The 25,603-nt window shown below is 60.0% G+C and carries 20 protein-coding genes and 2 pseudogenes; 9 read left to right on the plus strand and 13 right to left on the minus strand.

Going from position 1 to position 25,603, the window contains the following annotated elements:
• Window position 1: 1 nt before the first annotated feature.
• The 13 genes and pseudogenes from tssM to tssA form a co-directional block, all read right to left on the minus strand.
• Window positions 2-3,493 (minus strand): type VI secretion system membrane subunit TssM, encoded by a 3,492-nt coding sequence (gene tssM, locus BSK43_RS12540; RefSeq protein ID WP_077471693.1) that lies wholly within the window; start codon window positions 3,491-3,493, stop codon window positions 2-4.
• Window positions 3,490-5,010 carry a type VI secretion system protein TssL, long form gene (gene tssL / locus BSK43_RS12545; protein WP_077471694.1) on the minus strand — a complete coding sequence of 507 codons (1,521 nt, stop codon included), beginning with the start codon at window positions 5,008-5,010 and terminating at the stop codon, window positions 3,490-3,492. The genes tssM and tssL overlap by 4 nt, the downstream gene beginning before the upstream one ends.
• Window positions 5,007-6,347, minus strand: coding sequence for a type VI secretion system baseplate subunit TssK (gene tssK / locus BSK43_RS12550; protein WP_077471695.1), 1,341 nt, complete (start codon window positions 6,345-6,347; stop codon window positions 5,007-5,009). The genes tssL and tssK overlap by 4 nt, the downstream gene beginning before the upstream one ends.
• The gene (locus BSK43_RS12555; protein WP_169055389.1) at window positions 6,344-7,540 is read right to left on the minus strand and encodes an FHA domain-containing protein; all 1,197 of its coding nucleotides are present in this window, start codon (window positions 7,538-7,540) and stop codon (window positions 6,344-6,346) included. Before BSK43_RS12555 ends, tssK begins: the two co-directional genes overlap by 4 nt.
• Window positions 7,530-8,555, minus strand: a complete 1,026-nt coding sequence (gene tssG, locus BSK43_RS12560) for a type VI secretion system baseplate subunit TssG (RefSeq protein ID WP_077471697.1) — start codon at window positions 8,553-8,555, stop codon at window positions 7,530-7,532. The genes BSK43_RS12555 and tssG overlap by 11 nt, the downstream gene beginning before the upstream one ends.
• A gap of 21 nt (window positions 8,556-8,576) precedes the next feature.
• Entirely contained in the window at window positions 8,577-10,358 is a 1,782-nt protein-coding gene (tssF, locus tag BSK43_RS12565; protein ID WP_077471698.1) for a type VI secretion system baseplate subunit TssF, read from the minus strand.
• Window positions 10,351-10,860 (minus strand): type VI secretion system baseplate subunit TssE, encoded by a 510-nt coding sequence (tssE, locus tag BSK43_RS12570; protein WP_068390616.1) that lies wholly within the window; start codon window positions 10,858-10,860, stop codon window positions 10,351-10,353. Before tssE ends, tssF begins: the two co-directional genes overlap by 8 nt.
• Complete coding sequence (locus BSK43_RS12575) at window positions 10,853-11,680, minus strand: type VI secretion system accessory protein TagJ (protein ID WP_136686879.1); 828 nt, start codon at window positions 11,678-11,680, stop codon at window positions 10,853-10,855. The genes tssE and BSK43_RS12575 overlap by 8 nt, the downstream gene beginning before the upstream one ends.
• Window positions 11,677-11,817 (minus strand): hypothetical protein, encoded by a 141-nt coding sequence (locus BSK43_RS35645; RefSeq protein ID WP_246662610.1) that lies wholly within the window; start codon window positions 11,815-11,817, stop codon window positions 11,677-11,679. The genes BSK43_RS12575 and BSK43_RS35645 overlap by 4 nt, the downstream gene beginning before the upstream one ends.
• A gap of 59 nt (window positions 11,818-11,876) precedes the next feature.
• A pseudogene (gene tssC, locus BSK43_RS12580) lies at window positions 11,877-13,079 on the minus strand (type VI secretion system contractile sheath large subunit); the annotation flags it as partial.
• Window positions 13,080-13,130: 51 nt separating this feature from the next.
• Entirely contained in the window at window positions 13,131-14,609 is a 1,479-nt protein-coding gene (tssC, locus tag BSK43_RS12585; protein ID WP_077470532.1) for a type VI secretion system contractile sheath large subunit, read from the minus strand.
• Window positions 14,610-14,718: 109 nt separating this feature from the next.
• Window positions 14,719-15,231, minus strand: a complete 513-nt coding sequence (gene tssB, locus BSK43_RS12590; RefSeq protein WP_077470533.1) for a type VI secretion system contractile sheath small subunit — start codon at window positions 15,229-15,231, stop codon at window positions 14,719-14,721.
• A 105-nt stretch (window positions 15,232-15,336) separates the two neighbouring features.
• A complete protein-coding gene (gene tssA, locus BSK43_RS12595) occupies window positions 15,337-16,377 on the minus strand; it encodes a type VI secretion system protein TssA (RefSeq protein WP_246662551.1) in 1,041 nt (346 codons plus the stop codon).
• Window positions 16,378-16,612: 235 nt separating this feature from the next.
• Here tssA and tssH point away from each other — a divergent pair, with 235 nt between their 5' ends.
• The 9 genes and pseudogenes from tssH to BSK43_RS12640 all read left to right on the plus strand — a co-directional run bounded on the left by tssH (window position 16,613) and on the right by BSK43_RS12640 (window position 25,566).
• Window positions 16,613-19,360 carry a type VI secretion system ATPase TssH gene (gene tssH / locus BSK43_RS12600; protein ID WP_077470534.1) on the plus strand — a complete coding sequence of 916 codons (2,748 nt, stop codon included), beginning with the start codon at window positions 16,613-16,615 and terminating at the stop codon, window positions 19,358-19,360.
• A gap of 63 nt (window positions 19,361-19,423) precedes the next feature.
• Window positions 19,424-19,900, plus strand: coding sequence for a type VI secretion system tube protein Hcp (locus tag BSK43_RS12605; RefSeq protein ID WP_034511314.1), 477 nt, complete (start codon window positions 19,424-19,426; stop codon window positions 19,898-19,900).
• A gap of 118 nt (window positions 19,901-20,018) precedes the next feature.
• Window positions 20,019-20,567 (plus strand): hypothetical protein, encoded by a 549-nt coding sequence (locus BSK43_RS12610; RefSeq protein ID WP_136686881.1) that lies wholly within the window; start codon window positions 20,019-20,021, stop codon window positions 20,565-20,567.
• A gap of 7 nt (window positions 20,568-20,574) precedes the next feature.
• A pseudogene (gene tssI, locus BSK43_RS12615) lies at window positions 20,575-22,732 on the plus strand (type VI secretion system tip protein TssI/VgrG).
• Window positions 22,733-22,736: 4 nt separating this feature from the next.
• Entirely contained in the window at window positions 22,737-23,675 is a 939-nt protein-coding gene (locus BSK43_RS12620; RefSeq protein ID WP_077470536.1) for a DUF4123 domain-containing protein, read from the plus strand.
• Window positions 23,676-23,800: 125 nt separating this feature from the next.
• The gene (locus BSK43_RS12625; protein ID WP_077470680.1) at window positions 23,801-24,202 is read left to right on the plus strand and encodes a NucA/NucB deoxyribonuclease domain-containing protein; all 402 of its coding nucleotides are present in this window, start codon (window positions 23,801-23,803) and stop codon (window positions 24,200-24,202) included.
• Window positions 24,203-24,204: 2 nt separating this feature from the next.
• Complete coding sequence (comJ, locus tag BSK43_RS12630; protein ID WP_136686883.1) at window positions 24,205-24,693, plus strand: competence protein ComJ; 489 nt, start codon at window positions 24,205-24,207, stop codon at window positions 24,691-24,693.
• Between the two features lie 27 nt (window positions 24,694-24,720).
• Entirely contained in the window at window positions 24,721-25,203 is a 483-nt protein-coding gene (locus BSK43_RS12635) for a GNAT family N-acetyltransferase (protein WP_077470538.1), read from the plus strand.
• 63 nt (window positions 25,204-25,266) lie between these two features.
• The gene (locus tag BSK43_RS12640; protein WP_077470539.1) at window positions 25,267-25,566 is read left to right on the plus strand and encodes a PAAR domain-containing protein; all 300 of its coding nucleotides are present in this window, start codon (window positions 25,267-25,269) and stop codon (window positions 25,564-25,566) included.
• Window positions 25,567-25,603: the final 37 nt, after the last annotated feature.

Consider the following 25,603-nt stretch of genomic DNA (forward strand, 5'->3'; position numbering starts at 1 on the left):
GTCAAAATTGCGCCGGGCAGCTGAAATCGGACAATGCCTGCAGCCGGAATGGATTGAGAACCGAGCCGAACTGCACATCGAACTCTGCCGCTCGACCGTCGTTCTCGAAGCGTGCCCTGAAAAGATCGGGTCCTTCGACCGTCACCTTGGCAGCGTCGAACAGGCGGAAGGGAGACCAATCGCCGCTCTGCGTCATAGCTTCCTGCCAGCCACCGGGCAGAAACGCGATGCGCGATTGATTATCGGCGTTGGTAGCCGGCCAACCTATGGATTTCGATTGGATCGGCCCGTGGAAGTAGACCACACGCTCACCCTCTATCTCCATCATCACGGCATTGGCCGAATCCGACAGGGATACCGGCTTCACGTTGATCGAAATCGCCGGCTTCTCGCTTCCAGCTGGGAAGAAGGCACGTTCGATCTTGTTGGCATTTTCGAACTGCGCGATGGCCTGGCTCGGAATGCTGTCGCCGCCGAAGGTGCCGCGCCAGCCCCATGGCTGTGCGCTGGTGTCGATGAACGCATCCAGGCGGTTCTTGAAGAAAGTCTGGAATAGGCCCTGAGGACCGAAGAGACGCACGAAATCCGCCATGGCAATATCCTGGCTTGATTTCCGATCGAAGGGATAGCGACCGGTGACGATGCGGGCGCAGAGATCGGCACCTTCCGTAGCCCAAAGATCGTTGATGCGGGCGCGGGCGGTTTTGACCGCGAGGGATCCGATATCGGCGGCAGTTGCCACCATCCAGGCATCGGCGGGCGCCGGCAGGCCCCGGGCCTGTTGCAACAGGTCCTGATTGGCGTTGGCAAGCTGGCCACCGGCATCGAAGACGCGGGCGACCTCTGCCGTCGATGTGGCGGCGCGCGATAGCTGGCCATAGATATTTTGCAGGATCGGCTGAAGGCTCTGGATCTGCGAGCGAGGCTTGCTGCTTGCTCCATTCGCATTGTCGCCCTGAGGGACGGCCTGTGTATTGTTGCTGCTCACCTCGAGCGCTGCGCGCAACGGTCCATAGGGATCTGGCGTGTTGGCGACATTTGTGGATGCCGATGCAAGTGCTGCATCCGGAGTGTCGCCGAGCGACGCGACCTCAGTCACACCAGCCGGACGCAGATCCGTAGCCGTCGCGATGGATTTCAGCACCATCTCGATAGGACTTGGATTTGCCGCAAGGATTCTCGCGGTTTCGGTTGCGTCCGCCAGATCCTTCGAAGGGCGAACCTGCAGGTCGGCGAGCAGCGTCGACCAGCGTTGCTGGAATGTATCGAAATAAAGCTGCAATGCGGCCTGCGCGATGGCGTCCGTGGTCATGCCGGTTGGGTTGCCGCCGGCATCGCCGCGCACCCATTGCTCCTTGAGCGCTTCCGATGCCGCCGCTTCGGCGTCCGGCAGCACGACGGTGCGATAGCCCTTGCCGGTGAAGATTCCGGCGATACCGTCACGAAGCGCCGCTTTCGATTTTCTCTGAAATACCTGCGCACCGAGCGGACCCAAGGCGTCGGCGGGGATCCAAGGATCAAGCTGTCGGGCCTGGCGGGAATGGGTGAGAATATCGTAAGTGCGCGATGCCAGGCTTTGCGGGCGAATGGTGTCGCGCGCCTTGGCAATCAAGGCGTTGTCCAGCTCGATCGCCGGCAGATTGCCCGTGGCCATCGCATCGACATGCGTAACGAGCGCCTTGCGAACGGCGGCGCGTCCTTCGCCCGGATAGAGCGTGGCAAACATATCTTCTGCCTGCTGCGAGACGAAATCCTTGTCGAGGGGACCTAATCCGCCGAGCATCCCGTAGAGCTTTAGGCTGTCGAAGGTCTTTTGGACATCTGAAGGCTGCTTGAGTTCCTTTTGAAGCTCCACCAGCATGCGCGGCAACAGGAGGGAATTCAGGGCACGCTGATAGGCGATGCGCTGGCGGCTGGCGATCTTGTCCTCCTGATCGAGGCCGAAACTTGTCGGCCAGATCCTCGCTTCGTCGAAGCCGCCCGTCACGGCGCGAAGATTGTCGAGAGCGGGCAGGACGCGAAGGAAGTCGGCATCGGTGACGTCGCGCACCGGAATGCCGTTTGCCAGCTTCTCGTAATTGTCGATGCGCCGCTCGGCGGCGGCAATCGCGCGGGAATTCTGGAAATAGGTGGCTGTCCAGCCGGTGAAGACGATTGCGAGCGCCACTGCGGCCACACCATAGGCAACGCGCCGGATCATCGCCTGACGGCCGGACAGGCGTCTGTCGCGCGCAACCAGCGATGCTTCGCCGAATATGACCTCCTTGAAGAGGCGCGAGAGGAAATAGCTGCGGCGCATGCGCGGCGCCTCGGCTGCAGCCTCCCTGCCTTGCGTGCCGGAGGCAAAATAGACACCGCGCATCAGCGGGGCTTCGATCAGGCTCGACGAAGAGCAGAGTTCGCCGAGCACCTCCTGCAGCCGTTCGCCAAGGGCAGCAAGCTCGGCGGGGAAACGGAATATCCGGCCGCGAACCTCGATGTTCGGCTCCTGCTGCAGGCGCTCGATCAGCATTGCATCGACACGTTGCTGCAGAAGCGCGAATTCCTCCATGAAACGTTCTGGCAGATTTTCGCCCTTGTAGCTCTCATCGAGATTGAATGTCGTACCCCAGACCTGTTCGCGATCGGTCTTTGCAAGTCCGTCAAAAAACTCGACGAAGCCGGTCAAAAGGTCCGCCTTTGTCAGAATGACGTAGACCGGCACTCGCGCCTGCAGAAATTCGTCGAGTTCCGACAGGCGCTTGCGGATGGAGCGCACTTCATCGAGTTGCGCCTCATGATCGCGGCTGAGGAGATCGCCGATCGATAGCGTGACGAGGGCGCCGTTGATTGGCTGCGACCGGCGATATTTCCTGAGCAGGCCGAGGAAGCCTTCCCAGCCCGCCTTTGATGCGCCGTTCAAATCATCCTGGGTCGTGTAACGGCCGGCCGTATCGATAAGGATTGCCTCATCGGCGAACCACCAATTGCAGTTGCGGGTGCCGCCCACACCCTGAACGGAGTTGCTTCCGATGGCATCGCCAAGTGGAAACTTCAATCCCGAATTGGTCAGCGCCGTGGTCTTTCCGGAGCCGGGAGCGCCAAAGATCACATACCAGGGAAGTTCGTAAATATAGCCGAAGCGCTTCTTGCTGATGCGGCGCAGCAGCAGCAGGGCTTCCTTGAGGCGGCTATGGATTTCTCCAACTTCTGCCTGCTGGCTGGCTGCATCATCGCTGATGCCGTCCACAAGCGCGTTGTCCCGCTTGCGGGCGCGCAGCCGTGCGATCAACAGATAGGCGAGCCAGACTGCGATGACCACGCCGATCGCGATCAGGCGGGCATTGACTGTCGCCAGCGGCTTGAAGGTGCCGTAGCCGAGCGTGTAGCCGTAGAACCAGATGAGGACGCAGATGGCTGCGACCCAGATGAGCGAGACGAAACGCTGGCCGAGAAGGCCGGCATAGACCGAGACGTAGGAGCGAAGCGTGTAGAATATGCCGAGCGGGTTCATCGTGTGGCTCCCGTCGTTGCTGCCGGTGCAGCGCTCGGGTTGCGACCCGCCTGCCCAGTCGTCGCCTGTGGATTGAGGGCGGCGTCACCAAGCCGTTGCGTCGGATCGGTCAGCACGAGGATTTCGGTGCGGCGGTTGATTTCGCGTCCTTCCGGCGTCTCGTTGCTTGCCAGCGGATCGCTGTCGGCGCGCCCTTCCGTCAGGATCGCATCCTTGCCGGTATAGGCGGCCAGGATATCGCCGACCGCGCGGGCTCGGGCCTCGGATAGGTGCCAGTTCGACGGGAATTGTGTCGTGCGGATCGGCACATTGTCGGTATAGCCGACAACCACCGCGCGGAACTTCTCCGAGGCGAGAGCCCCGCCGATGCGCTGCAGGAGATCGCGGAACCGGTCGCTGACCTCGGCGCTGCCGGTGTCGAAGAGCCCAGAATTGTTGATGCGCACCAAGAGGCGCCCGTTGGAGTTGGACAGGGTGACGAGCTTGCGGTCGACTTCGGGCTGCAGGAAAGCCAGCAGATTGTCGAGCGGGCTCGGAGCCTGCTTGACCGCTGGCGGCGGCGTTTCAGGTTGCTTTTTCTGCGGCGGTGGAGCCTCGACGACCACCTCCTTGGGTTTCGGCGTCTCGATCAGCAGGCTTGGCATGTCGCGCGGCGGCAGATTTGCCAGGCGCTCGAAGGTGGCATCCGAGGCCTGGTTGAGCGACAGCGTAAAGAACATGTAGCCGAGCGCAAACAGCAGAGCGAGAACGGAAAGAACGGTCCAAAGCGCAACAGCGGTGCGCAGCGGCTTGTGCCGGGCGGAAACGCCGCGCCAGTGCGGCGACAGCTCGCGTTCGAAGATACCATACTGGCCGAGCAATGTTTTATAGAGACTGTCGCGGATGCGCCCGAGCTCCAGAGAGCCGCGCGGCGAAACGCGTGTCCGGCCCTCGAAGGCCAGAGACAGGCATAGATATATAAGGAGCAACAGGTCCTTGTTGGTGCCCGGGCTTTGCTGGAAGTGGTCGAGGAGATCGAACACCCGGTCGCCGCCGGTGACATCCATGTGGAAGGTGGAGACGAGGCCGGAGCGCGCCCAGCCGGCGCGCACGCCCCAGCGCTTGCTCAGCACGACGTCGTCGATGGTGGCGCAGACCACATAATGGGCGGCGCGCGCCCGCTCCGGACTGATGCGGGCGCTGGCGAGATCGCGCTCATAGCGTCCGACGGCCTCGATCGTCACGCGACGTAATTCGGCGATATCAGGCTGTTCCTCGGTATTGCGGAGACTATGGGCGAGATTCAGCAATGGGGCGGCCGAGCGCACGATGGTCGGAACGTCCTCGCCGCCAAAACGGAAGTTGCGGATCAAGGTGTCGACCGACCAGCCGCCGGGCGTATCCCCAGCCTGTTGATCGAGTTCGTCATCCAGAAGGTCGGCCAGCTTTCGGGCGGCCTCATTCTTCTTGGTGCCGCTGTCGCTGAGCTCGATGATGGTCGGCAGCTCGTGCCATGGTGTCGATCGTGGTGTGTTCATTCTCTGAGAGCCCACAGTTCCATCTCCAGGCCAGGGAAGTCGCCGGCAAGATGCAGGGCGATCGCGCCGGAGGTATCAAGCTGTTTCCAAAGCGGATTCTTCGTATCGAGTTCGAAATAGATTGTTCCGGATCGATAAGGCAGCTGCCGCGGCAAGACCGGTAGCGGACGGACAGGAATACCTGGCAGCGCCACGTTGACGAGTTCGGCGATGCGCTCGACAGGGCCGACCTTGATCTGCGACGGCAGCTTGCGCCTGACGTCCTCAGCCGACATCTCGGCGCGCACGGCAAGCACGAAGCCGGCATCCTTGAGCAGCGAACGATCGTTGATGGTACCGACGCGGACGTCATGACGCCGCTCGATAAGCTCGATGGAAACCGCGGCTTGCTCCAACACTGCGGAAAGGGAGGCGCGCAAATCGTTGAAGACAGCTGCAAACGTCGCCTTCAGATCGTCGTGACGATAGGGCGGGAAGTCGCTCGCCCGCTTGCTGTCGGTAGTAAAGGTCGCAAGCTCTCCGGCAAGCTCGATACATTGCTCATAGAAGGCCATCGGATGCATCCTCGATGCATTCGCCGCAATGTGGCGCAGCATCGGATCGGCGCGATTGAGGATGTGTAGAAGAAAGTAGTCGCCCACTTCCGCGGTGCCACGCACCGTGGGATCACCGATGCGTTCGGCAATCGCCTCGGCGCGATGCCGCACGATGCCGAGCAGTTCGGTGACCAGCTCGTTCAGCCGCGCTTCGGCGGCGCAGTTGAGGCAGGGCGCAATATAGTCAGGATCCAGAATGACTGCTCTGTCCGAACGCACCTCGATGATGCGGGCAAGGCCAATCAACTCGTAGCCGGCGAGCTCGTCGCCGGTTTTCAGGTAGCGCAGGCTCAGGCGACCGACATCGATGGGTGCCATGAAGTCGGTTTCTATATTGGAATCCGGCGCCTCATATTGGGAGGCGGTGATGCGAACGCTGTTGCGCATGGCGCTGCCATTGTGGGCGACATCCGCCTTGCCGGGCTGACGCGCCGGCAGGGCGAGATAGACGATGGCATTCTTGGTGCTGTCGTCCAGATCGAGCGGCGGCGGCAGGTCCGCATCGATGGGCGCTTCGAATGGCGTGCCGTCGGGCAGGATGCCGCGCAGATTCGACAGCGCGAATTGGCCGATGGCGAGCGCGCTGCGGTCGATGCCGATTTCAGCGATGCCCCAGGGATAGGGCGCCAATCCGCGCGCGGTCGTCCGCACAAGCCGCTCCGTCCAGCGGTCGGCTTGCTGGAAGTGCTGTACGCGAAGGAACATGCCCTCGCTCCATGCCACTCGATTCTCGTTCTTCATCGGGTGTTGCCCGTCCTCTCTGCAATGGTGCTGATGTCCTGCTCACCCTGACGATCCGCCGGGGCGCGTCCGGCTTCCGTCAGCAGATCGCGGACGGAAATGCGCTTGCCATCTCGTTCGAACCGGGTCTGATAGGCCTTCCAATAATCCCGGCTACCGCGCCAAATCCCCTTGCGGGAGCCGGCATCGACCTGCGCCTCGATCATGCGGGGCTCGAATAGACGACTGGCTTCGCCAAGGAGATTTTCAAGGCCGGCATTCAGGGCGGATTGCCTGGCAATGAGTGTTCGCAGCCGATCCGTGAGCTGCTCGGCTCGCTCCCGGCTGAAGAGCGACGCAGACGAATGAACATGGTCATCTTCGATGCCAAGGAGCGCGGCTTCATCGGCGAGGGTCTGCTCTAATCTATCGACAAGGGCTTCAAACTGCTGGAGCGGATCGTCGGACAGCAGCAAGGTTTCATCTGGCTGGCCAAAGCCTGTGTCTTCCGCCGCCCGGATATCGTTTGCGGGAATGATCACCTTCGTCGTATCCGGGGCATCGCGACCGACGGCGCTGCGCGCAACGGCCACGGAAACGTGTGTCGCAGCACCATGCTCCAATTGGCTGCCGAGGCCGAAATCCGCATTCCAGTCATCGGGGAGGACCGGTTTGATACCATCGATATCAGGCGGACCGCTCCAGCCGACATCGATATTGCGACTCGACTGCTTGTCCTTTCGCGTCGATTGCGGAATAGCCGCGATCCAGTCTTCTCCGCCGCGATGGCCGAGTATGCCATTTGCCGTGCCGCCGCCGGGCGCGACGTCAGCGAGGATTGAGGAGATGGTCATCGTTTCATCGCTGAGGCGCAGGCCGGCGGCCGGATCCTCGATATCGCGATCGGCTTCGCCGCTGATGGCGACATGGAAGGATATTTCGCCGAATGCGATCTTCGACTTGTTTGCAAGTCTCGCAGTCTCACCTTCCATGATCATGACGCCATCGACCCGGGTGCCGTTGGCGCTTTGATCGCGCAACAGAAAGCCGGTGCGGTCGCGCTCGATCATGCAATGAATCTTCGACACCAGGCGGCCTGGATCTTCGACTTGCCAGTCGCAATCCGGCGAGCGGCCGAGCGTGCGCTTGCCGCGTTCGAAGAACCATCCCTTGCTGGCGCCATCGCCGGCGATCTGACGCAGCTCAAGCCGCATGGGCGCCTCCTGCTTGTGACAGCCCGCGAGCCGAGCGTGGTTCGGCGATAATGGCATCGCCACTGTCGCTTTCGGCTGTAGCGACGCGTGCCCAGCTATTCCAACCGAGCCTCGGCGGATCACCATCCTCGCCCAGCTTGCAGAAGGGGATATGCTCCTTCTTCAGGACGACCTGAATATCGAAATCGAGCGTCGGGCCGACAAAGAGACGCGTCAGCGCGAAAAGCGCGTCGATATTGCTGCCGCCGGGCGAGAGCGCCCGATAGTCTTCGTAGTTGACGGGGCCAATAACCACGCGGAAACTGCCACCGAAATCATGGATTGCCGTTCCCGCCGTAGCATTTACGCCGAGCTGAACTCCCTGCGGCTGGCCCATGCGGCTGCGTTCATCGACGGGGATGGAAAGCCAGCGGCCCCTGAACAATTCTATCGCCACCGGCAACCCGCTGAATTCGCGCAGCATGGCCTGCAGATTGATCGCATTGCGGTTGCGAGCCGCAAAGAAGCCGGAAAATCTGAGGATGAGTTCATCGTCGGGTCGAACGCGCTCCCTCAATCGTGCTGTACCGAAGCCGGCGAGGGAGAAAAGCGTTGATATGAAGGTGTTGCCGCTTCTGCCCGGGTTCCATCGCAGTCTGCGGGCGAGGCGATATTTCTCGCTTGCATCGACGAAAAGTTCGGTGAGGCGGGCGGTGAAGATATCGAAGAAGCTTGCAAGTCCGTGGGCACGGTTACGCTCTTCGCGCATGACGAGCTCGTTGTAGCTCGGCGGCATCGCTCCGAGCGGGCCGAGCAATCCGGCCATGCTGGCACGCAGCGATGCGCCTTTGCCTTTGCGCCTGAAGTCGTTGACCGCGAGCGGCGTCGGCGAGACGCCGACCGGCGACGAAACCGAGAGATGATCTCCGGCCGATTCCTGAGCCACGCGAAATGCCGTCGTCGGCTCGAAGCGACCGGGGTCGCGTTCGAGCAGCGATGCAAGCATTTCACTGTCACTCGGCCGCATCTGATCCATCGTCCTAAGATCGTCCTTTCATCAAAGCAGCGGCCGTTCGGCGGCGCGCGCCGGCCAGACGGCGATCGGCTTGGATTGTCCCTTCATTGAAATGGAGAGACGGGTGAAGCTGTTGATAGAGGTGTAAAGCCCGAAAAAGCGGTCGAGAACGCTGCCGAAGAGATAGGCCGAAGGCCTGTCAATTGCAGCGGGGTCGAATTCCAGCCGGATATCGGTGCCGGGGACCATGCCGCCGCTGCCGAGGCGGGCCATCGAGCTCTTCGCCTCGATCCGCACCAACGCGTCGGCAAGTTGTCGTGTCTCGCGGCTGTCGCGGAAGGCGTAAAGAGCCAGGATGTCCTTCAGCGCTGCGCCGTCATTGTCGAAAATCGAGAGATGGTTGAGCTGCAGATGCGACATGAGCCGCCAGTTGCGCCCCTGTTGTTCGCTCATGCGTACTGAGGGGGTAGGGGCCATCAGGGCTTCGACAGTGCCAACCGCTTCGCTGCCGGAGGCAAGCTGCAGATAGGGGTGGCCGCCGCCGAACGGCAGCTGTTCGGGAAGTTCACGATTGAGGCAGAGCGCATCAATGCTGGCGATCTTGTCAATGGACCCGGCCGGCCGCCTTGCGCGATCGACAAAGGCGATTTCCATGTCCGAGGTGCCGTCATCGGCGTCGAAGCGCCGCGCACATTGCCAGAATAGCGACGAGGCTCCACCTTTCAGGCTGCGGCCGAAGAATGGCTGGCACTGCTCCTCCTCGCCGGTGCGCCCTGAGACGAGCACGTTTTCAATCGTGTAGATCTCACGCGTCTTTTGCCGTCTGGCGTCCGGCAGGACGCGATATTCCGTGCGCGTGCCGTCAAGGGCCAGGGGTTCGCAGGTTTGGCGGAAGAGATTGACCACCGGCGTCGCATTGAGCACGAAATCGCGGGCCGAAAGCGTCCGCTCCAGCTTTGTGCTGGTTTCGTCGAGATAGATAAAGATCTCCAGAGTCTCGCCGTCCCAGGCCTTCAGCCCGGTAATGTCGATGAAGAGGAATTTCTGCGGCAGAGCGAAGAATTCCGTGAGTAATCGGTAGCCGGCGAAGCTCGATGTCGGGTAAGGCAGTATGGCTTCATCCGGTTCGAAGCCGATCGGCTGAAGCGCTTTCGCCGGTAGCATGACGGGAGCACGATCATCGGCATGCCGGGCAAGCGCGATGCCGAGCGTATGGTTGGCGAGCAGCTCGTGGATCGCCACTGCCTGCTGCCAGGAGGAAGCAATATGCAGTCTGAGCCGATCAAGGCCGATTTCACTGATGGACTTGTTCGTGTCGCGCGGGCGGATCGAAAGACGAAGGCAACCGGCCGCCCCTGCATGAGGTGAGGGTGGCGCGCTGATGGGATGACCCGTCAATGAAGCTGAAACGATTTCAATCGGCGCAACGTCCGTGTCTTGCGTAGTGCGAAAGCGGCAGCTCTCGCCGCCGATCGGCTCGGCGAAGATCTCTGTGTGGCGGGGAACCGTCTGCACTGAGGCAAGCGTGTTGCTCGGCGCCAAGCGCACGATGCTCATCGAGGGCAGCGGCGCCAGATAATGCGGGTAGAGGGTTTCGAGCAGGCCGTCGGTCAGTTCCGGGAACTCGTCGTCGAGTTTCTGACGCACGCGGGCGGCCGAATAGGCAAAGCTCTGGATCAGCCGCTCGACATGGGGATCGTCGGCCACCTCACCGGTCACGCGCAGCCGGCCGGCGATTTTCGGGAAGGCGTCGGCGAAACGCGCCGCGCGGCGACGGATGGCAGCGAGTTCGTCATTGTATCGCTGCAGGAAACCGTCAGCCATTGCCGGCCTCCACGAGAAAGCGCTGGGTCGACGGATCGATCGTCGATTCAAAGCTGATCGGCGGCATGCCTTCGTGCACGCGAAACGTCGCCTGGATACGCATGCGCAAGGCGCGTTCGCCATTGCCGCGGCTTTTCAGGATGCTCACGCGCACGTCCGAAAGACGTGTCTCGAAAAGCGCGATCCGTCGCTCGATCAGTCTGGCGAGGCGCGTTTTGGCCTCGTCGGTGACGAGGTTCGCCGACACCATGCCATCAACGCCGAACGAGACCAGGGCATCGCCGAGTTCCTCATGGATCGATGGCGGAGCGGTCGGCCGGCGGCGTGTGTTGAGCAGCGCTTCCAGATCGCGGCGGATGCATTCGCGCAGCTCTCGCAACTGTTCGGCAGATGTCAGTGGCGGGTCCTGCAATCGATCCGGGTTTTCGTCGATCAGCCGATCGATGATCGATCTGGCGACGATCCGTTCCCGGGGTCGGTAGCGTTCGAGCGGATCAGCCATGGGCGGCGCGCCTCGTCTGGTCGGCATCAAGCGACACGGTTTCCAGCGTCTCAAGCTCGTGGAAGGAGACGACGTCGTCCCCCGCCAGGAAACATTTCTGGCCGCGTCCGGTCGTAATACCGGTCGGCTCGTCGATCCATTCGGTCTCGCGGCCCAGCAGCAGCCTGGCGCCGGTCGTTCCGTGATAGATTGCCGGCAGAAGAACCGTCGCAATGGCGCCGTCGACAAGTTCCAGTTCGGCCGAACGGAAAGCGAGGTCACGCGGCCGCGAGATCGGCTCGACGCGAAGGGCGGCGATCCGGGAAAAGTCGATCCAGAGATAGGCGCCGCCGGTCATGATCACTTCAAGCGCATGGGGGAGGCGGTCGTCGAGATCGCGGAAATCGGAAATAGGGCGACCGTTCCAGCTCATCGGCCGTTCACCCCGGGTCTCTTCCAGGGATTGAAGCCCAGCGGCAGCGTCCTTCGAGCCATCGCGATGCGCGACCGCGACTTTCAACGCAACTTGGTCAAGCGCAGTCGGGCCGTTTGGAAAGTCCGGTGTTGCAGCGGTGTCGAACCAAGCCGATCGGGCCGCCATGGCCCGCAGTTGATTGCGCAACAGCGCAAAACCCATCGTATCTTCCGGCGCGAAGGTGGCAGCGAGATTGCATTGGGCATCAGCGCGCGCATAGTCGCCGGAAAGGATCAGCAGGTCGATGAAAAGGTGCCTGGCGTCCTTGTCGCTGGGCGCCGTCTTCACGTGTGCCTTCGCCAGCTCGATCGCCTCATCGAGGGCGTTTTCACTTAGTGCTTCGGCGATCTTGGCGGAGAGGGTCATGCAGACATCCTTTGCGGCACGTTTGCGGGACGGGAGAGCGCAAGTGTCGAATTCGCTGTCTCCGCGACGAGATGAAAACTGGTGGATACATCATCGAGCTGGAAATGCGGCTGCAGCCGCACGGTGCAGGCAAACATGCCGGGCTTGCCGGGAATTTCGTCGACGTGATGCCGGCTGAACGCAAGGGAAACCGGACCCGCAGCAGCACGTCGGCATCGTCGTTGCCGAGCGTGTAGCTGGACAGCCAGTCATTGAGCTTGCGCTCGATCGAGGCCGTATCGGCAAGCCGGCCGATCTCATCGCGCATGATGACCTTGAGATAGTGCGAGAACCGGGAAGCGCAGAGCACATATTGCAGCATGGCGGCGATGCGGGCGTTCTGCCGTGCCTGCTCGCTCGAATAATGCGGCGGCGCGTGCAGCGACTGGTTGGAATTGAAGATCACCGAGGAGGAGAGGTAGGTGGTAGCGACCGGCACGAGGCCGAGTTCGCAGAGTTGTTGTTCCTGCGTATTGGTCAGGCGTATTTCGACCGGCGCCTGCTCCGAAAGGCCATGGCTTTCCGTTCCAAGATCATACGGCGCCAGTTCCTGCGCACTCAGTAGGCCGCCGTCGACTGCATCCTGAGTGACGCCCCGGATGTCGGCAAACCACCCGGATTCGACGAAGTTGCGGATGACGATAATCGCAAATGCAAAGGCGCCGTTGCCCCACAACAGGCTGCTGCCGTCGGCGGCTATGTTTTCACGGAACGGAAACTGATCGTCTCGCTCGCGTGAAAATGGCTCATAGGGCGAGCGCATCAGGACACGAGGGGCGACCAGCCCAAGAAAACGTGAGTCTTCACGGGCGCGAAGTCCATTCCAGCGAATGCGGGTCGGATCATAGGCAAGCCAGGAAAAGTCCTGGACACGGTTCAATTCGTTGAAGTCGTTGAGGCCGATCGCCTGCGGTGATGCGGCAGCGATGAAAGGGCAGAAGGCGGCCGCTGCGGCCATACCGATTTGGGTCAGCGCGCCGATCGTATCGCCGCCATTCGGATCCTGCGGTGAGAGTTCGTAGTCGCCCACCAAAAGACCGAAGGGCTCGCCGCCAGGCATGCCGAATTCGCGGCTGTAGATCAGCTCGAAAAGATGACTCTGATCGAAATCGGTCGTGCGTTCAAGATGCCGTGCCAGCTGCGCCCAGCTGACGCTCAACAGCTTGATCTTGACCTCTTCCGACTGCCCTGTGTGATGTACGAGCATGTCGAGCCCGCGCCACCGCGCTTCCATCGCCTGGAATTCGGGGTGATGCAGGATGGCATTGACCTGCCGGTTCAGGGCATCGTCGATCATGGCGATCACGCGATGCACCTGACGGGGCCAGGCGGCTCTCGATTCCATCGTCGTCGCGATCATGTGGCTGACTGAAGGCGCGCAGGCGGCTGGTAGCCGCCGCGCGGCCTCCCCTTAGTTCTTGCTCGGAATGCGGGCGACCATTCGCAGCGAAGTGGTCAACTCTTCCATCTGGAGCCAAGGTCGCATCCAGGCGACGGCATTGTAGGAGCCGGGCTTGCCGGGAACCTCTTGAACCGTCACCTTGGCATCGCGCAGCGGATACTTGGCGCGCGATTCCTCGCCTGCGTCGTCATTGGCGTTGACATAGTTCGAAATCCAGCGATTGAGCCAGTTTTCGCAGTCCTCGGCCTCCATGAAGGAGCCGATCTTGTCGCGACCCATCACCTTGAGATAGTGGGCAAAGCGCGACGTCGCCATCATGTAGGGCAGGCGAGCGGAGACAGCGGCGTTGGCTGTCGCCTCCGGCTTGTCGTAAAGCTTCGGTTTGTGCGTGGTCTGGGCGCCGAAGAACACGGCATAATCGGTGTTCTTGTAGTGGCAGAGCGGCAGGAAGCCGAGTTTGCCAAGTTCGGCGTCGCGGCGGTCGGTGATGCCGACTTCGGTCGGGCACTTGAGATCTAGGTCGCCATCATCGCTCGAGAAGATGTGCATCGGCAGATTTTCGACCTTGCCGCCGTTTTCAGCGCCGCGGATCGCGGTGCACCAGCCGCTCTGGGCGAAGGCGTCGGTCAACCGTGTTCCCATGACGTAAGATGCGTTCATCCAGCAGTAGGAATTGTGCTCGAGTTCGCCGGTCTTGGAATGTTCGGTCTCGTCGAAGCCGAAGTCATCGATCGGATTGGTCTTCGGGCCGTATGGCATGCGGGCGAGAACGCGGGGAAGCGCAAGCGTGACGAAACGCGAATCTTCGCTATCGCGCAGGCTGCGCCACTTGGCGTATTCCACCGTCTCGAAGATCTTTTCGAGATCGCGCGGACGGGCAAGCTCACGATAATCGTCGAAGCCGAACATACGGGGGCTTGCGGCTGAAATGAAAGGGGCGAAGGCGGCTGCCGCGATCGACGAGATTGCTTGCAAGGTCTGCACGTCGTCGAAAGAATTGTCGAATTCGTAGTCGCCGATCAGCGCACCCATGGGCTCACCGCCCGGTGTGCCGAATTCATCTTCGTAGATCGACTTGAAGAGCCGCGATTGATCGAATTCCACGGCCTTTGCCAGATCCTTCGAGACATCGCGCTTGGATGCGTTCAGGACGCGGATCTTCAGATTGACGCTGGTTTCGCTGTTCTTGACCAGATAGTTCAATCCACGCCAGCTGCCTTCCAGCTTGGCAAATTCCGGCGACTGCATGATCGACGCGAGCTGTCGCGAGATCTTCCGGTCGAGCTCGGCTATGGCGTTGTTGAGGGTTACCGTCAGGTTGCGGTCGTAGGTGACAGTGCCCTTCAGAGCCTGGTCCGTCAGCGTCCTCAACAGATCCTGTGCACGATCCGGTTCGGTTTGCCGGGTGGCGGAAACGATTTGCGTCAGAAGATCCTCTGCCGGCGCAAACTCGGCCTCTTTGGTCTTCAATTGGCTTTCAGCGCTCATTTTTCGATCCTTACGGAAGATGCAGCGATATCGGTGAGGCTTGCGCACTTGCCGCTAGCGGCTGCTTGAAACAGAACTGAACGACCCGACTGACGGATCGTGATGGCAATCAGCTGGCGGCGGGCTTTTCTTCCACACCGAGCTCGGACATCAGCTTCGAAAGATCCGCCTTGTTTTGCAGGACTTCCTCGAGCAGGCGCTCCAGCTCTTCCGAGCGGTCGGCCTTGCTCATCAGGTCTCGAAGCTGGTTGCGGGCGTCTAGCAGTGCCTTCAGCGCGGGGACCTGGTTGACGACCGAGCCGGGCTCGAAATCGTCCATGCTCTCGAACTTGAGCGAGACGGGGATTTGTGAGCCATCGCCTTGCAGCGTGTTTTCGACCGAAATGTTCAAACCAGGCGTCATGCGCCGCATGACGTCGTCGAAATTGTCGCGATCGATCTGCACGAACTTGCGCTCGCCGAATGGTTTCAGCGGCTGGGTCGGGTTGCCGGAGAAATCACCGAGCACGCCGACGACGAAGGGTAGTTCCTTCACGACCATGGCGCCTTCGGTTTCCACCTCGTACTTGATGTGGACCCTTGGCTTGCGCACTCGCTCCAGTTTTTCATGAACACTTGCCATAAGCTTCTCCTTCAATCCCAAGCGGGCAAAACTTGCTTTTCACATGTGGCACAACTCGACTTTGGGAAGAGCTGGTTGCAAAAAGTTCAAAATTGGTTGTGTCCGTCAGCCACCCTTGTTGGACTTTGGCTGAATTCCAGCCGCGGTCAGTACGGCGTTTCGGGTTTGTTGTTCGGGCAGCAATTCGGCCAGCAATTCCGAGAAATCCATGCGTCCTCGCCGCACCATGGTCTCGATCGCCATGGAGATCGGGGAGTGCGGCTCCGTGCGGCGGAAGTAACGCGCAACGGCAAGCAAGAGCTCGAACGCCTCCTCGCGGGATCCTATCGTTTCGGCATTGAGGGGGCGTGGAATTATCTGAGCCGGTTCACCCGTACCTGTCGGTGCCTGCGGCGTAACTCCGTCTTCGACCGTGTGAGCTTCGATACCCGCAAGAGCGCGAAGCGCCGATGCGGCTTCCTGCAGGACGTTATGCGTGTTGGAGCTAGGCGGCGCCATCGCGCCGCAGCGCTCGTTCAGGATTGCCACGAGGCGGTCAAAGGCGCCTATGCAGCCGTTGAGATGTTCGAGATGGGAGCTCATCGCCGCGGTGCCGGCCACGATAACGGCCTGGTTCAATTCGTCGCGCCGTCTGGTCTCGTTAGGTCGTTGTGAAAGCTGGAAATCCCAAAACGAAAACTGGCCGAATTTCATGCCGGGCACAAGCGGAGTAAGCCTGATTGCCTGAATGATCGTGCCCTCACCGCCTACGCCATTCAGCCCTGCGAGAGGTGCCAGGCGTTCTTCCATGTCGTCCTCGCCGACCGAATGGAATCTCTCCCAATGCTTGTCTAAAAGCGACGCAATTCCCTGGTAGACATCCCTCAATCCTTCAAAGCCGCGCAAACGTAGTTCTGCTTCCGCGAGCCACGCCAATACTTCGAGATCCTTACTTTTTGAAGAAACAATCTGCAATCCCAGATTGCTGACGTCTGACCAGGCAGGTGGAACGCTAATATTCTGCCCAGGTGATATACCTCGTTCTGCAGCGCGCGCCTGATTTCTTGCGTCTTTTATTCTATAGTATATTTCACGCAATGAAGTATTGCTGCGGATGTTTTCTCCGCATGGCGCATTTTCTTCAAATGGAGTCTCTATGTTTCGCACATTGAGCAGGGGCTTAACTCCAAATTTATAACTACATCATCCAAGCGCAAGATAGTTATGTCGATATATTCCATTGTCAACCATGTATATTCTGCAAAGGAATTATGACAATCAGAAGTTAGAAAGTCCGGAAAAAATTAATGTTTGCGGGCTGGACACATTTGGATGAGCGCCCTAGTTGTTCGACCGGCATGGAGGATACACCTAACTAGAAACCTAAGGAGGAGATTTCCACGTGTCGAACATCGATCTCAATCGTCTAATCAGAACGCTTGAGCCCGAATTGCGTGTCGGTCTCGAGGCCGCAGCGTCGCTTGCTGCGCGCGAACGGCATGCTGCCGTGGATGTCGCAAACTGGATACGCGTATTACTAGACGTATCGGAAGTTTGCTCTTTTTTTGAAGGGCTTAACGTATCTTCGCAGGCTTTGCGCACCGAGCTTGATACCGCCATCGCGGAACTGCCGCGAGACGGCGGCAATGCGCTGGTGCTGTCCCAGAACCTCCTTGCGTTGATGCGGGAAGCATGGCTCGTCGCTTCGCTTCAATGCGGTCGAAAAAGCATCACCTTGGCCGACCTGCTGACAGCGCTGACCGACGATCAATCGCTGCGAATCATGGCTCGCGGCATGGCGCCGTCTCTGCGGGATATCGACCGCAATGCTCTTGAAAAGCGGTTGAATGCCACGTCGTCGGCCGATGAGCCGGCTTCCTCGTCATCGCAATCATCGCCAGCTTCCGCTGTCGGTGAGAATGAATTTCTGCGCCTATACACCCGGGACATGACGGCCGATGCCAAGCTCGGCCGCATAGATCCGGTGATAGGGCGCAATCGCGAACTGCGCCAGGTCATCGATATCCTGATGCGGCGCCGGCAGAACAATCCGATCCTCGTCGGGGAGGCGGGCGTCGGCAAGACGGCTGTCGCCGAAGCGCTGGCGCTTGAGATCGCCTCTGGAAACGTGCCGGACATGCTGAAGCCGGTCAGGATCCTGTTGCTCGACCTCAGCCTGTTGCAGGCCGGTGCGGGTGTTAAGGGTGAGTTCGAACGACGCCTGCATGGCGTCGTTGCCGCGGTACAGGCTTCGCCGGAGCCGATCATCCTCTTCATCGACGAGGCACATGGCCTCATTGGTGCAGGCGGTCAGGCAGGGCAGGGCGATGCGGCCAATATTTTGAAGCCGGCGCTTGCGCGCGGGGAGCTAAGAACGATCGCCGCGACGACCTGGAGCGAATACAAGCGCCACATCGAGAAGGATGCGGCGCTGACCCGGCGCTTTCAGGTCGTCCAGGTGCTCGAGCCTGACGAAGAGACGGCAATTCGTATGCTGCGGGGCGTTGTCGAGAGCTTCAAGGCCCATCACAAGGTTCGCATTCGCGACGAGGCGCTGGCTGCCGCCGTTCGCCTTTCGGCGCGCTACATCCCTGCACGGCAACTGCCGGACAAGGCGATCAGCCTCATCGATACCGCTGCCGCAGCCGTATCTCTGGCCCGGCAAACAGTTCCTGAGGCGCTGAATAGCCTGCGCCACGAGCAGGAGATGCTGGAATCCGAGCTGGAGGCACTGTCCGCGGAGCCACCAACGCCCGAGCTGACTGCCCGCCTGGCCATCATCGGGAACGAGAAGGCCGAGGTGATCGCCGAGATTGAGCGGCTTCAGGCCAAGCTCGACGAAGAAATTCGGCTGTCGAAAGAAGCCGACCGAATTGAAGCGCTCCTGAAAGAGCCCCACGTGCAGCCGGCGGCAGATGAGGCACCGGCGCGTGGTGACAATGTCGCGCTTTTCCCGCCGCACGGCTCATCGCCTGAAACCATCAAGGCCGCGTTGGCGCAAGCGGAGCGAAATCTCGCTGAGTTTGCTGGCGAAATGCCGCTGGTTCCTCGTGTCGTCGACAAGGAGGTCATCGCCGGCATCGTCGCGCGCTGGACCGGTATTCCCGTCGGCAAGCTGCTCTCGGATCAGGTCCAGACAGTCAAGACGCTCGACGCCAGGCTCAAGGAGCGAGTTCTGGGTCAGGATGCGGCAATCGACCGGATTTCGGCGGCGATGCGGTCTGCGCGCGCCGGGCTTTCCGATCCACGCCGCCCGCCCGCCGTCTTCCTGCTGGTTGGCATGTCGGGAACCGGCAAGACGGAAACGGCGCTTTCACTGGCCGATCTTCTCTATGGCGGCAGTCAGTACCTGACGACCATCAACATGTCGGAATTCAAGGAAGAGCATAAGGTTTCCCTGCTGCTCGGATCGCCGCCCGGCTATGTCGGCTATGGCGAAGGCGGGGTTTTGACCGAGGCCGTGCGCCGCCGTCCCTATGGTGTCCTGCTGCTCGACGAAATCGACAAGGCGCATCCTGGCGTCCAGGAAGTGTTCTACCAGGTGTTCGACAAGGGCACTCTGCGCGATGGCGAAGGCCGCGATATCGATTTCAAGAACACCACCATCGTGATGACGGCCAATACGGGCTCGGAACTGCTGGCGGCTCTCGCCGCAGATCCCGATACCATGCCGGAAGGCGAGGCGCTGGAGGCCCTGCTGCTTCCGGAATTGCAGAAGCATTTCAAGCCCGCTTTCGTCGGACGCACCACGGTTCTGCCCTTCATGCCGCTCAACGGCGAGACCTTGAGCGGCATTGTCGACATCCAGATCGGCCGCATTCGTGATCGCGTCGCGGCGTCCTATGGCACAAGCGTTTCGCTGTCGGGAGAGGCTCGGGAAGCGCTGGTTGCACGCGCCAAGGCAAGCGAGCTGGGCGCCCGCGCCATCGAGACCATGATCGGACGCGATCTTCTTCCAGAACTGTCGACCTTCTTCCTCGATGCCGTTGCGGCGGGGCGGAGAGTTGGCGGCATCACCATCAGTTTTGGCGATCACCGGTTCCTCATCGAGGAAAGCCCGGTGGACGACGACGAATTCGCTGACCGTGGACAAGGCGGCACGGCGAATGAAGCAGCCCCGGACGACCACCATGTCCGGATGCGGCATTAGACGGAAAGGTAACCCGCCTTGCAGCGACAGGGCGAATTCAATCCTAACAGGAGAGTTGAGAGCATGCCGATTTATCTGCAGATCGACGGAATTCAGGGCGATGCCACCCACGAACAGCACAAGAAGTGGATGGACATCGAAGTCATTCACTGGAACGTCTCGCGCAACATGAAGACGTCGGCCGGTTCGGCGGCGAACCGAGAAGCTTCCGAGCCCACCGTTTCGGAAGTCATCCTGACCAAGGTCAGCGATTCCTCGTCGACCAAGCTGTTCCAGGAAGCATGCTCCGGCCGCACCGGCAAGCAGGCCGTCATCCATCTCGTGACGACGGGCAATCCGGGCGACACCTACATCGAATACACGCTCACCAACACGCTGATCGCCAGCTACTCGGTCGATTCCAATGGCGATCGCCCGGTCGAAACGATCAAGCTCAACTTCACCAAGATGGAAGTGAAGTACACGCCTTACGACGACTCGCAGTCGCCGCAGTCGCCGATGATCGCGTCTTACGACCTGGCAACCACCAAGGCCGCCTGACCATACAGCGCTTTTCGGCGCGTCACGATGATGGGGCACGCCAGAACGGTATTCGATGCCAGATCGCCGCTGCGGCGGCGGTCTGCACGCTTTGACAAAGTTTCTCATCGAGGTCGCCATGGTAGATTTTTCCGTTTCGTCACCGGCGCTACAAATGGAGCCGGTGAAGCAAACCGACCTGCCGCCAATGCGGCGCGCAGGGCGCGGTCCTTCCTACGATTATTTCTCCTATCCGAGCGGTCCACGCGAATTCGCCGCGCGGAACCAGGCCATGGGGGCCGCGGCATCTCTCTTCCGGATGTTCTCCGAGAAGGCCAATGAGATGTCGTTGACACATTGGCTGCAACGATGGCTCCGCAACAACGAAGCCAACATCATCAGGGAGATGGATATCAACCATCACTCGATCTTCGTCGCCCAATTCAACTACTCCGTCACCGACGGCGAGACCCGGGCCTATATGGCGCGGGGCGCCTATCTGCTCGGTACGCTCGCCTCACGCGCTGAGATCGGCAAGATCCTGACTCCGGAGGTGCTTTACGGGCCTGGGATGCACGAGACCTTGCCGAACGGGACATTGTTCCAGATGGCCTATCTCGTTGGTGGCCGCAAGCAGGTGCTTGGCAGCGCCGGCAAGGCAGGGGCAGCGAGCTCACGGGTAGGATAATGAACTGATGAATGATCAGCCCTCGGTCAATGACTTCATTCAGGCGGCCCGAAATCTCAGGGTCGTCTCGCCGCTTGGCACAGACCAGCTTCTGCCGGAGCGCGTGATGATAACGGAGGGCGTCTCTTCGCTTTTCGATATCCGTCTTTCCGTGCGCGCCAAGCGGGAGGTGATTCAGCCGCAAGAGCTGATCGGCCGCCTGGTTGATGTTTCGATCGAGGTCCAGCAGGCCGAAGATGGTGGCGACGGCGTTCGCCGCCCCTTCAACGGCCTGGTAACGTCGCTTCAGGAAGGGCCGCCAATCACCCGCGGCCTGCGCTCCTATTCGATGGTCCTTAAGCCGCAAATGTGGCTGCTGTCGCAGCGTTCGGACTGCCGCATATGGATGGACAAGACCAGCATCGATATCGTCGAGACGCTGTTCTCCGAACACGGCATTCCGGCTCCAGAGGTCTCCGGTGTTGTCACGCCACCGCCACCGCAGCATTACTCAGTGCAGTGGAACGAAACGGATCTCGACTATTTGACCCGCCGTTTCGAGGAGGACGGCCTGTTCTACTGGTTCTCCCATGAGAGCGGCAGCCACCGGCTGCATGTGGCCGACGGCGCGAATTCATGGGCCGGACCCTCAGCATCCGCAGAAGGCGAGAGCAGGGTACGCCTCGCGCAGGGCTCGACCGACCGCAACCACATCAGCGAATGGATGAAGCATTACGCTTACATCCCGGGCCAGCGTGCCGGCGCCGATTGGAATTTCGAGACGCCGCAGATGGTGCCGGGTACGGCCACGCCTTCTCTGGTGCAGATGCCGGGCGCGATGAAGCGCGAACTTTATGAGTATCCGGCCCGCATTTCCTCCGTCTCGGAAGCCGAGCGGGCGCAGAAGCTTCGTATGCAGGCAAGCGAAGCCGACCATAATCGTGTCATCGGGCAGTCTTCATCGCGGATACTGGAGGCAGGGCGGCGCTTTACACCTTATGAGGTGGCCCATCCGGAGCATGTCTATGAAGAGCACGTGATCGTTCGTGCGACGCATTTCGCCGTCGATCCGTCCTATGAAACCAACACGGATCAGCCGGAATACACGAACGAATTCGAAGCAGTGCCGTCACGCGTCGCCATGACGCCGCATCGCAAGACCGAACGGCCGCGTATCCGTGGCACGCAGGTTGCTCTCGTTGCGGGCCCTTCCGGGGAGGAAATCCATCCGGACCAATATGGCCGCATCAAGCTGTGGTACCCGTGGGATCGGCGTGCCAAAAAGGATGGATCCGACACTTGCTGGGTGCGCGTTGCCCAGAATTGGGCGGGCGGCACCTGGGGCGGCCAGATCATTCCCCGCATCGGCATGGAAGTCATGGTCGCCTTCATCGACGGCGATCCGGACAGGCCGCTCGTGACCGGCGTCGTGCCCAATCCGAATAACGGCGTGCCCTATGACCTTCCCGGCAACAAGACCCGAATGGTCATGCGCAATGGACGCGCTCACAGGGGTCATGGGCCTAGCGGGCCAGACTTCAGCGCTCCTCCAACAGGCTGGGCAGATGGTCGGCGGTGGCGGCCCCGCTCTTGGTGCATTCGGAATGACCCTTGCCTCTTCCGCTCTCGGATTTTTATCGGGAGGTGGTCTGGCATCGCGTGCCGGCGTCGTCTCTGGCCAAACCCCGCGCAGGGATGCGGGCACGGATCTTGCTGCTTCCGGCACCGGCATGGGGGAGGACGCTGGCGGCTTCTTCCCACTCTCCGGCATCATGAACACGATTGTCCAATCGTTCCAATCGACCAGCGTTGGTGTCGCCCAGGTCCAACAGATCGGCATGAGCAAGATCACGAATGTCGGCCAGACTCATATGGAGACGGTTGGAAAGGAACAGCACACCTCCGTTGGTGAGAAGATCAACATCGAGGTCGGGCAACTCTACAACATCGTTTCCGGCGATAAATATCACGGCGAAGCCAAGGTCTGGGAAATCTACGCGAACGATGAAATCCGCCTCTCGGCACCCGGCGGCTACATCAGCATCGATAAGCAGGGTATCAAGTTCTACGCTCTAAAAATCGATATCGAGGGCAATCAGATCAACTTCAGGAAAGGCGGTCCGGGCAAGGGCCCTTCATGCCTCAAGAAGATGTCGCAGTCCTCCACGCCGTTCGTAAGGGGATAAGCAAATGGATGCCGCTCCTCTCGATATTGCGGATACCGACGAAACAAGCCGTGTTTTCCAGGCGGCGCTCGACGCCATGCCCAGACCATTGTTTGCCGTACTTGACGGCGGGCATTTCGATGATCTGGAGGACGAATTGGCGGAGGCCGGGATTATGAGCCGCTCGCTGTTCCTGAAAGGTGGCGACACCGCCATGCGGCGAGACGGGCCATGGCTGGTTACGTTGAGAGACAGGAAGACACATGAGCACGTTGAACGGCTCGCGCTCGAAAAGCCATGCGCCGTCTTCTGGTCGTGTCCCGACGGGGAACAGGCATTGTGGCGGCACTTGCGTAGCATCAATCAAGTATTGGTGCCGGATGACAGGATCCCGGAAAATAACGGGCAGGCAGGTAAGTCCATTGCCTATGAGCGCGTATTGTTCCGGCATTGGGACCCGAATGTGCTGGGCAGCTTCATGCCGTTGCTCTCCGTCAAGCAGTTCGCGCGCGTCCTTGGGCCGGCAACTGCAATCCTCACCAAAGTCACCGATACCGGCAGGTTCAAGCGCGCACTCAGACCGAAAAATTTACCTGAAGCGCCGAAGGGTCCGCTCAGATTCGAGTTGGCACAGATCGAGCCGGTCTCTAAGGCAAAATTTCGGGTGATGAATGAGCGAGTGTCCGAATATCTTTGCTCTGTTGCCGAGGAGAAAACTAAAGAATTCTCAGGGGATGAGTTTTCCGCATTTGTTGAGAACTCGATCAAGGAATCGAGTGATCTTGGGGTCACCTCCGAGGGGGCGCACTGCCGTTGGGCTTACATGAAGCTTATGTCCGGGGGGCGGATCACCGCCTCTCCGCACGTTATTGGAGCGATGCGGGCGGACGACATCGACATGCCGCCCAACGAGCGGGTCAAGATTCTCATGCAGAAGATCATCCAAGAGATGAGGGGAGGCTGACGTTGGCAGCAATCTTGCTCTATCCACCTTTCTGGGTGGCAGTTGGAGAGGCCGCTTCCGCTGCAGCCCCTTGGGTCGCCGGTGCGCTGGGCATAGCTGTGACTGCGAAAGTGGCTTCAGACCATATGAGCAAGGCGGAGGATCAGGCCAAGGCACGAGACGAAGCCGGAACGGATACGTGTACGACCGGAAACTGCCCCTGCCATGGCGTCGCGGTGATTTCGAAAAGCAGATATCCGGAGTCCGCGCAACACATATTGGATGCACAGGCGGCCGGCCAGCCGTCAATCTTGACAATAGACCGACCGAATGCTCCCCTGCGTAGAGCGGCTGCAACCGGCAGCTTCCCGAGGGAGCCAGGAATGCAGCCCGATGAATATCCGCCCGCAATGTTTTTGGAAGGCGGCGCCGGCGCCAGCGTGCGCAATATCACCGCTGGTGACAATATGGGCGCCGGGGCTTCTATGGGCAATCAGCTCCGAAAGTATCGAGACGGTTGTAAAGCCACTATTATCGTTGGACCTTGATCATGGCTGAAATATTTCCACTTTTCATTAGCTACCAACAAGTAGCTGTATTCGATCCCAACCTGGACGATCCCTTTAACGACTGGGGACCGCGTCATGTCTCGCAAGGGTTTTCATGGCGCGCTGAAAGCGTTTCGTTCAGAGTTCCAGACGGGGAAGGATGTATCGTCGAAGTGCTTCTGGGCAATGAGCCTTCAACACTTACCGGTGTGTCTACGCGCGAAATCTTGACACCCTTTGAAGTCGCCAAGGACAAGCTCGTCGCTGTCGGGTCGATTACCGAGGAGCACAATGTTTCAATTCCGAGCGGGGCGAAGTATCAATTGACTTTCGAATTGTTGCCTGCCGGAGTGCACGGGGACAATAAATTCGACCATGCTATTCGATTCAGATTCGTGAAAGCAGATAACCCCATTTTTGAAATCCGTAAGGCAGATGGCGAGATGGACACATCTTCGCCGCTGGATCTGCATGCAAGACCAGCTCAGTGAGTTAATGTGTCGCCCTGTCGTGCAGATATGGATCATGAAGCCGCCGCCGATATCCTGTGCAGGCCGATGGAGGAACGTGACTCTGCTCGCATTCACGATATCCATACTGATTGTGTAATGCTCTCCTTAGGCGAGCATTATACTTCGCTTCAAATCAGGACGTGGCTGGAAGGGCGCACTCCTTATGGCTATTTGTATGGGGCAATGACCGGAGAGAATTATATCGTTGCCGAACAAAAAGGATTGCTTGTTGCATTTATCAGCTGGCGCGGAGATGAGTTGCGCTCGCTATTTGTTTGCCCTGAAAGGCAGCAATCCGGAATTGGTTCTCTTTTGCTCGGGTGCGATGATCGACTGGCTGATGTCAGATATGTACAGGCAACTCTGAACGCGGTTGGCTTCTACAGGAAATTCGGTTTCCAGCCTGCCTCGACTGGTTACGTAGAGAAGCGAGGCGTCAGGATTCCATATGTACATATGCGGAAGCCCGACATTCACCCCACGCATTGAGGTCAGCCGTAGCACGGACCTTCGTATCGTTGGACGCGAAAACAGTAGCTTGAGGAGACTGATTTGGGTCAACCAGTAACGCTCAAAGGCCAAATGCACTTTTGCCCGGCGTGTGATCCAGGGCCGAAACCGCATGTGGGTGGCCCGGTACAGACCACCAGCCAGGACTTCGTCAAAGTGAACGGTATTCCCATTGCCACCGTCGGCGACAAGTGCCTGTGCACGGGCGTCCCGACTACGGCGGCGATTACCGGGGGGTCATCGATAGCAAATATCAACGGCAACAAGGTCGCGCGCATGGGTGATTCCTGCGAGCACGGCGGTCGACTGTCGCAGGGCGAGGCGTGGTTGAGGTTTGACTAGCTGTTCGCGTCTCAACCAAATCTAGCTTATCCCGTCC

The organism is Rhizobium sp. P44RR-XXIV (assembly GCF_001999485.2).
GTDB lineage: Bacteria > Pseudomonadota > Alphaproteobacteria > Rhizobiales > Rhizobiaceae > Rhizobium.

What these genes read in the sequence shown, in the direction of transcription:
- BSK43_RS12635 (WP_077470538.1), top strand. Translation starts at nt 24,721, where the DNA reads ATGGATCATGAAGCCGCCGCCGATATCCTGTGCAGGCCGATGGAGGAA.
- BSK43_RS12610 (WP_136686881.1), top strand. Translation starts at nt 20,019, where the DNA reads ATGGTAGATTTTTCCGTTTCGTCACCGGCGCTACAAATGGAGCCGGTG.
- BSK43_RS12620 (WP_077470536.1), top strand. Translation starts at nt 22,737, where the DNA reads ATGGATGCCGCTCCTCTCGATATTGCGGATACCGACGAAACAAGCCGT.
- comJ (WP_136686883.1), top strand. Translation starts at nt 24,205, where the DNA reads ATGGCTGAAATATTTCCACTTTTCATTAGCTACCAACAAGTAGCTGTA.
- BSK43_RS12625 (WP_077470680.1), top strand. Translation starts at nt 23,801, where the DNA reads ATGAGCAAGGCGGAGGATCAGGCCAAGGCACGAGACGAAGCCGGAACG.
- tssC (WP_077470532.1), bottom strand. Translation starts at nt 14,609, where the DNA reads ATGAGCGCTGAAAGCCAATTGAAGACCAAAGAGGCCGAGTTTGCGCCG.
- BSK43_RS12605 (WP_034511314.1), top strand. Translation starts at nt 19,424, where the DNA reads ATGCCGATTTATCTGCAGATCGACGGAATTCAGGGCGATGCCACCCAC.
- tssE (WP_068390616.1), bottom strand. Translation starts at nt 10,860, where the DNA reads ATGGCTGATCCGCTCGAACGCTACCGACCCCGGGAACGGATCGTCGCC.
- tssG (WP_077471697.1), bottom strand. Translation starts at nt 8,555, where the DNA reads ATGGATCAGATGCGGCCGAGTGACAGTGAAATGCTTGCATCGCTGCTC.
- tssM (WP_077471693.1), bottom strand. Translation starts at nt 3,493, where the DNA reads ATGAACCCGCTCGGCATATTCTACACGCTTCGCTCCTACGTCTCGGTC.
- tssF (WP_077471698.1), bottom strand. Translation starts at nt 10,358, where the DNA reads ATGGCTGACGGTTTCCTGCAGCGATACAATGACGAACTCGCTGCCATC.
- tssL (WP_077471694.1), bottom strand. Translation starts at nt 5,010, where the DNA reads ATGAACACACCACGATCGACACCATGGCACGAGCTGCCGACCATCATC.
- tssK (WP_077471695.1), bottom strand. Translation starts at nt 6,347, where the DNA reads ATGAAGAACGAGAATCGAGTGGCATGGAGCGAGGGCATGTTCCTTCGC.
- BSK43_RS12575 (WP_136686879.1), bottom strand. Translation starts at nt 11,680, where the DNA reads ATGACCCTCTCCGCCAAGATCGCCGAAGCACTAAGTGAAAACGCCCTC.
- BSK43_RS12555 (WP_169055389.1), bottom strand. Translation starts at nt 7,540, where the DNA reads ATGCGGCTTGAGCTGCGTCAGATCGCCGGCGATGGCGCCAGCAAGGGA.
- tssB (WP_077470533.1), bottom strand. Translation starts at nt 15,231, where the DNA reads ATGGCAAGTGTTCATGAAAAACTGGAGCGAGTGCGCAAGCCAAGGGTC.
- BSK43_RS35645 (WP_246662610.1), bottom strand. Translation starts at nt 11,817, where the DNA reads ATGTTTGCCTGCACCGTGCGGCTGCAGCCGCATTTCCAGCTCGATGAT.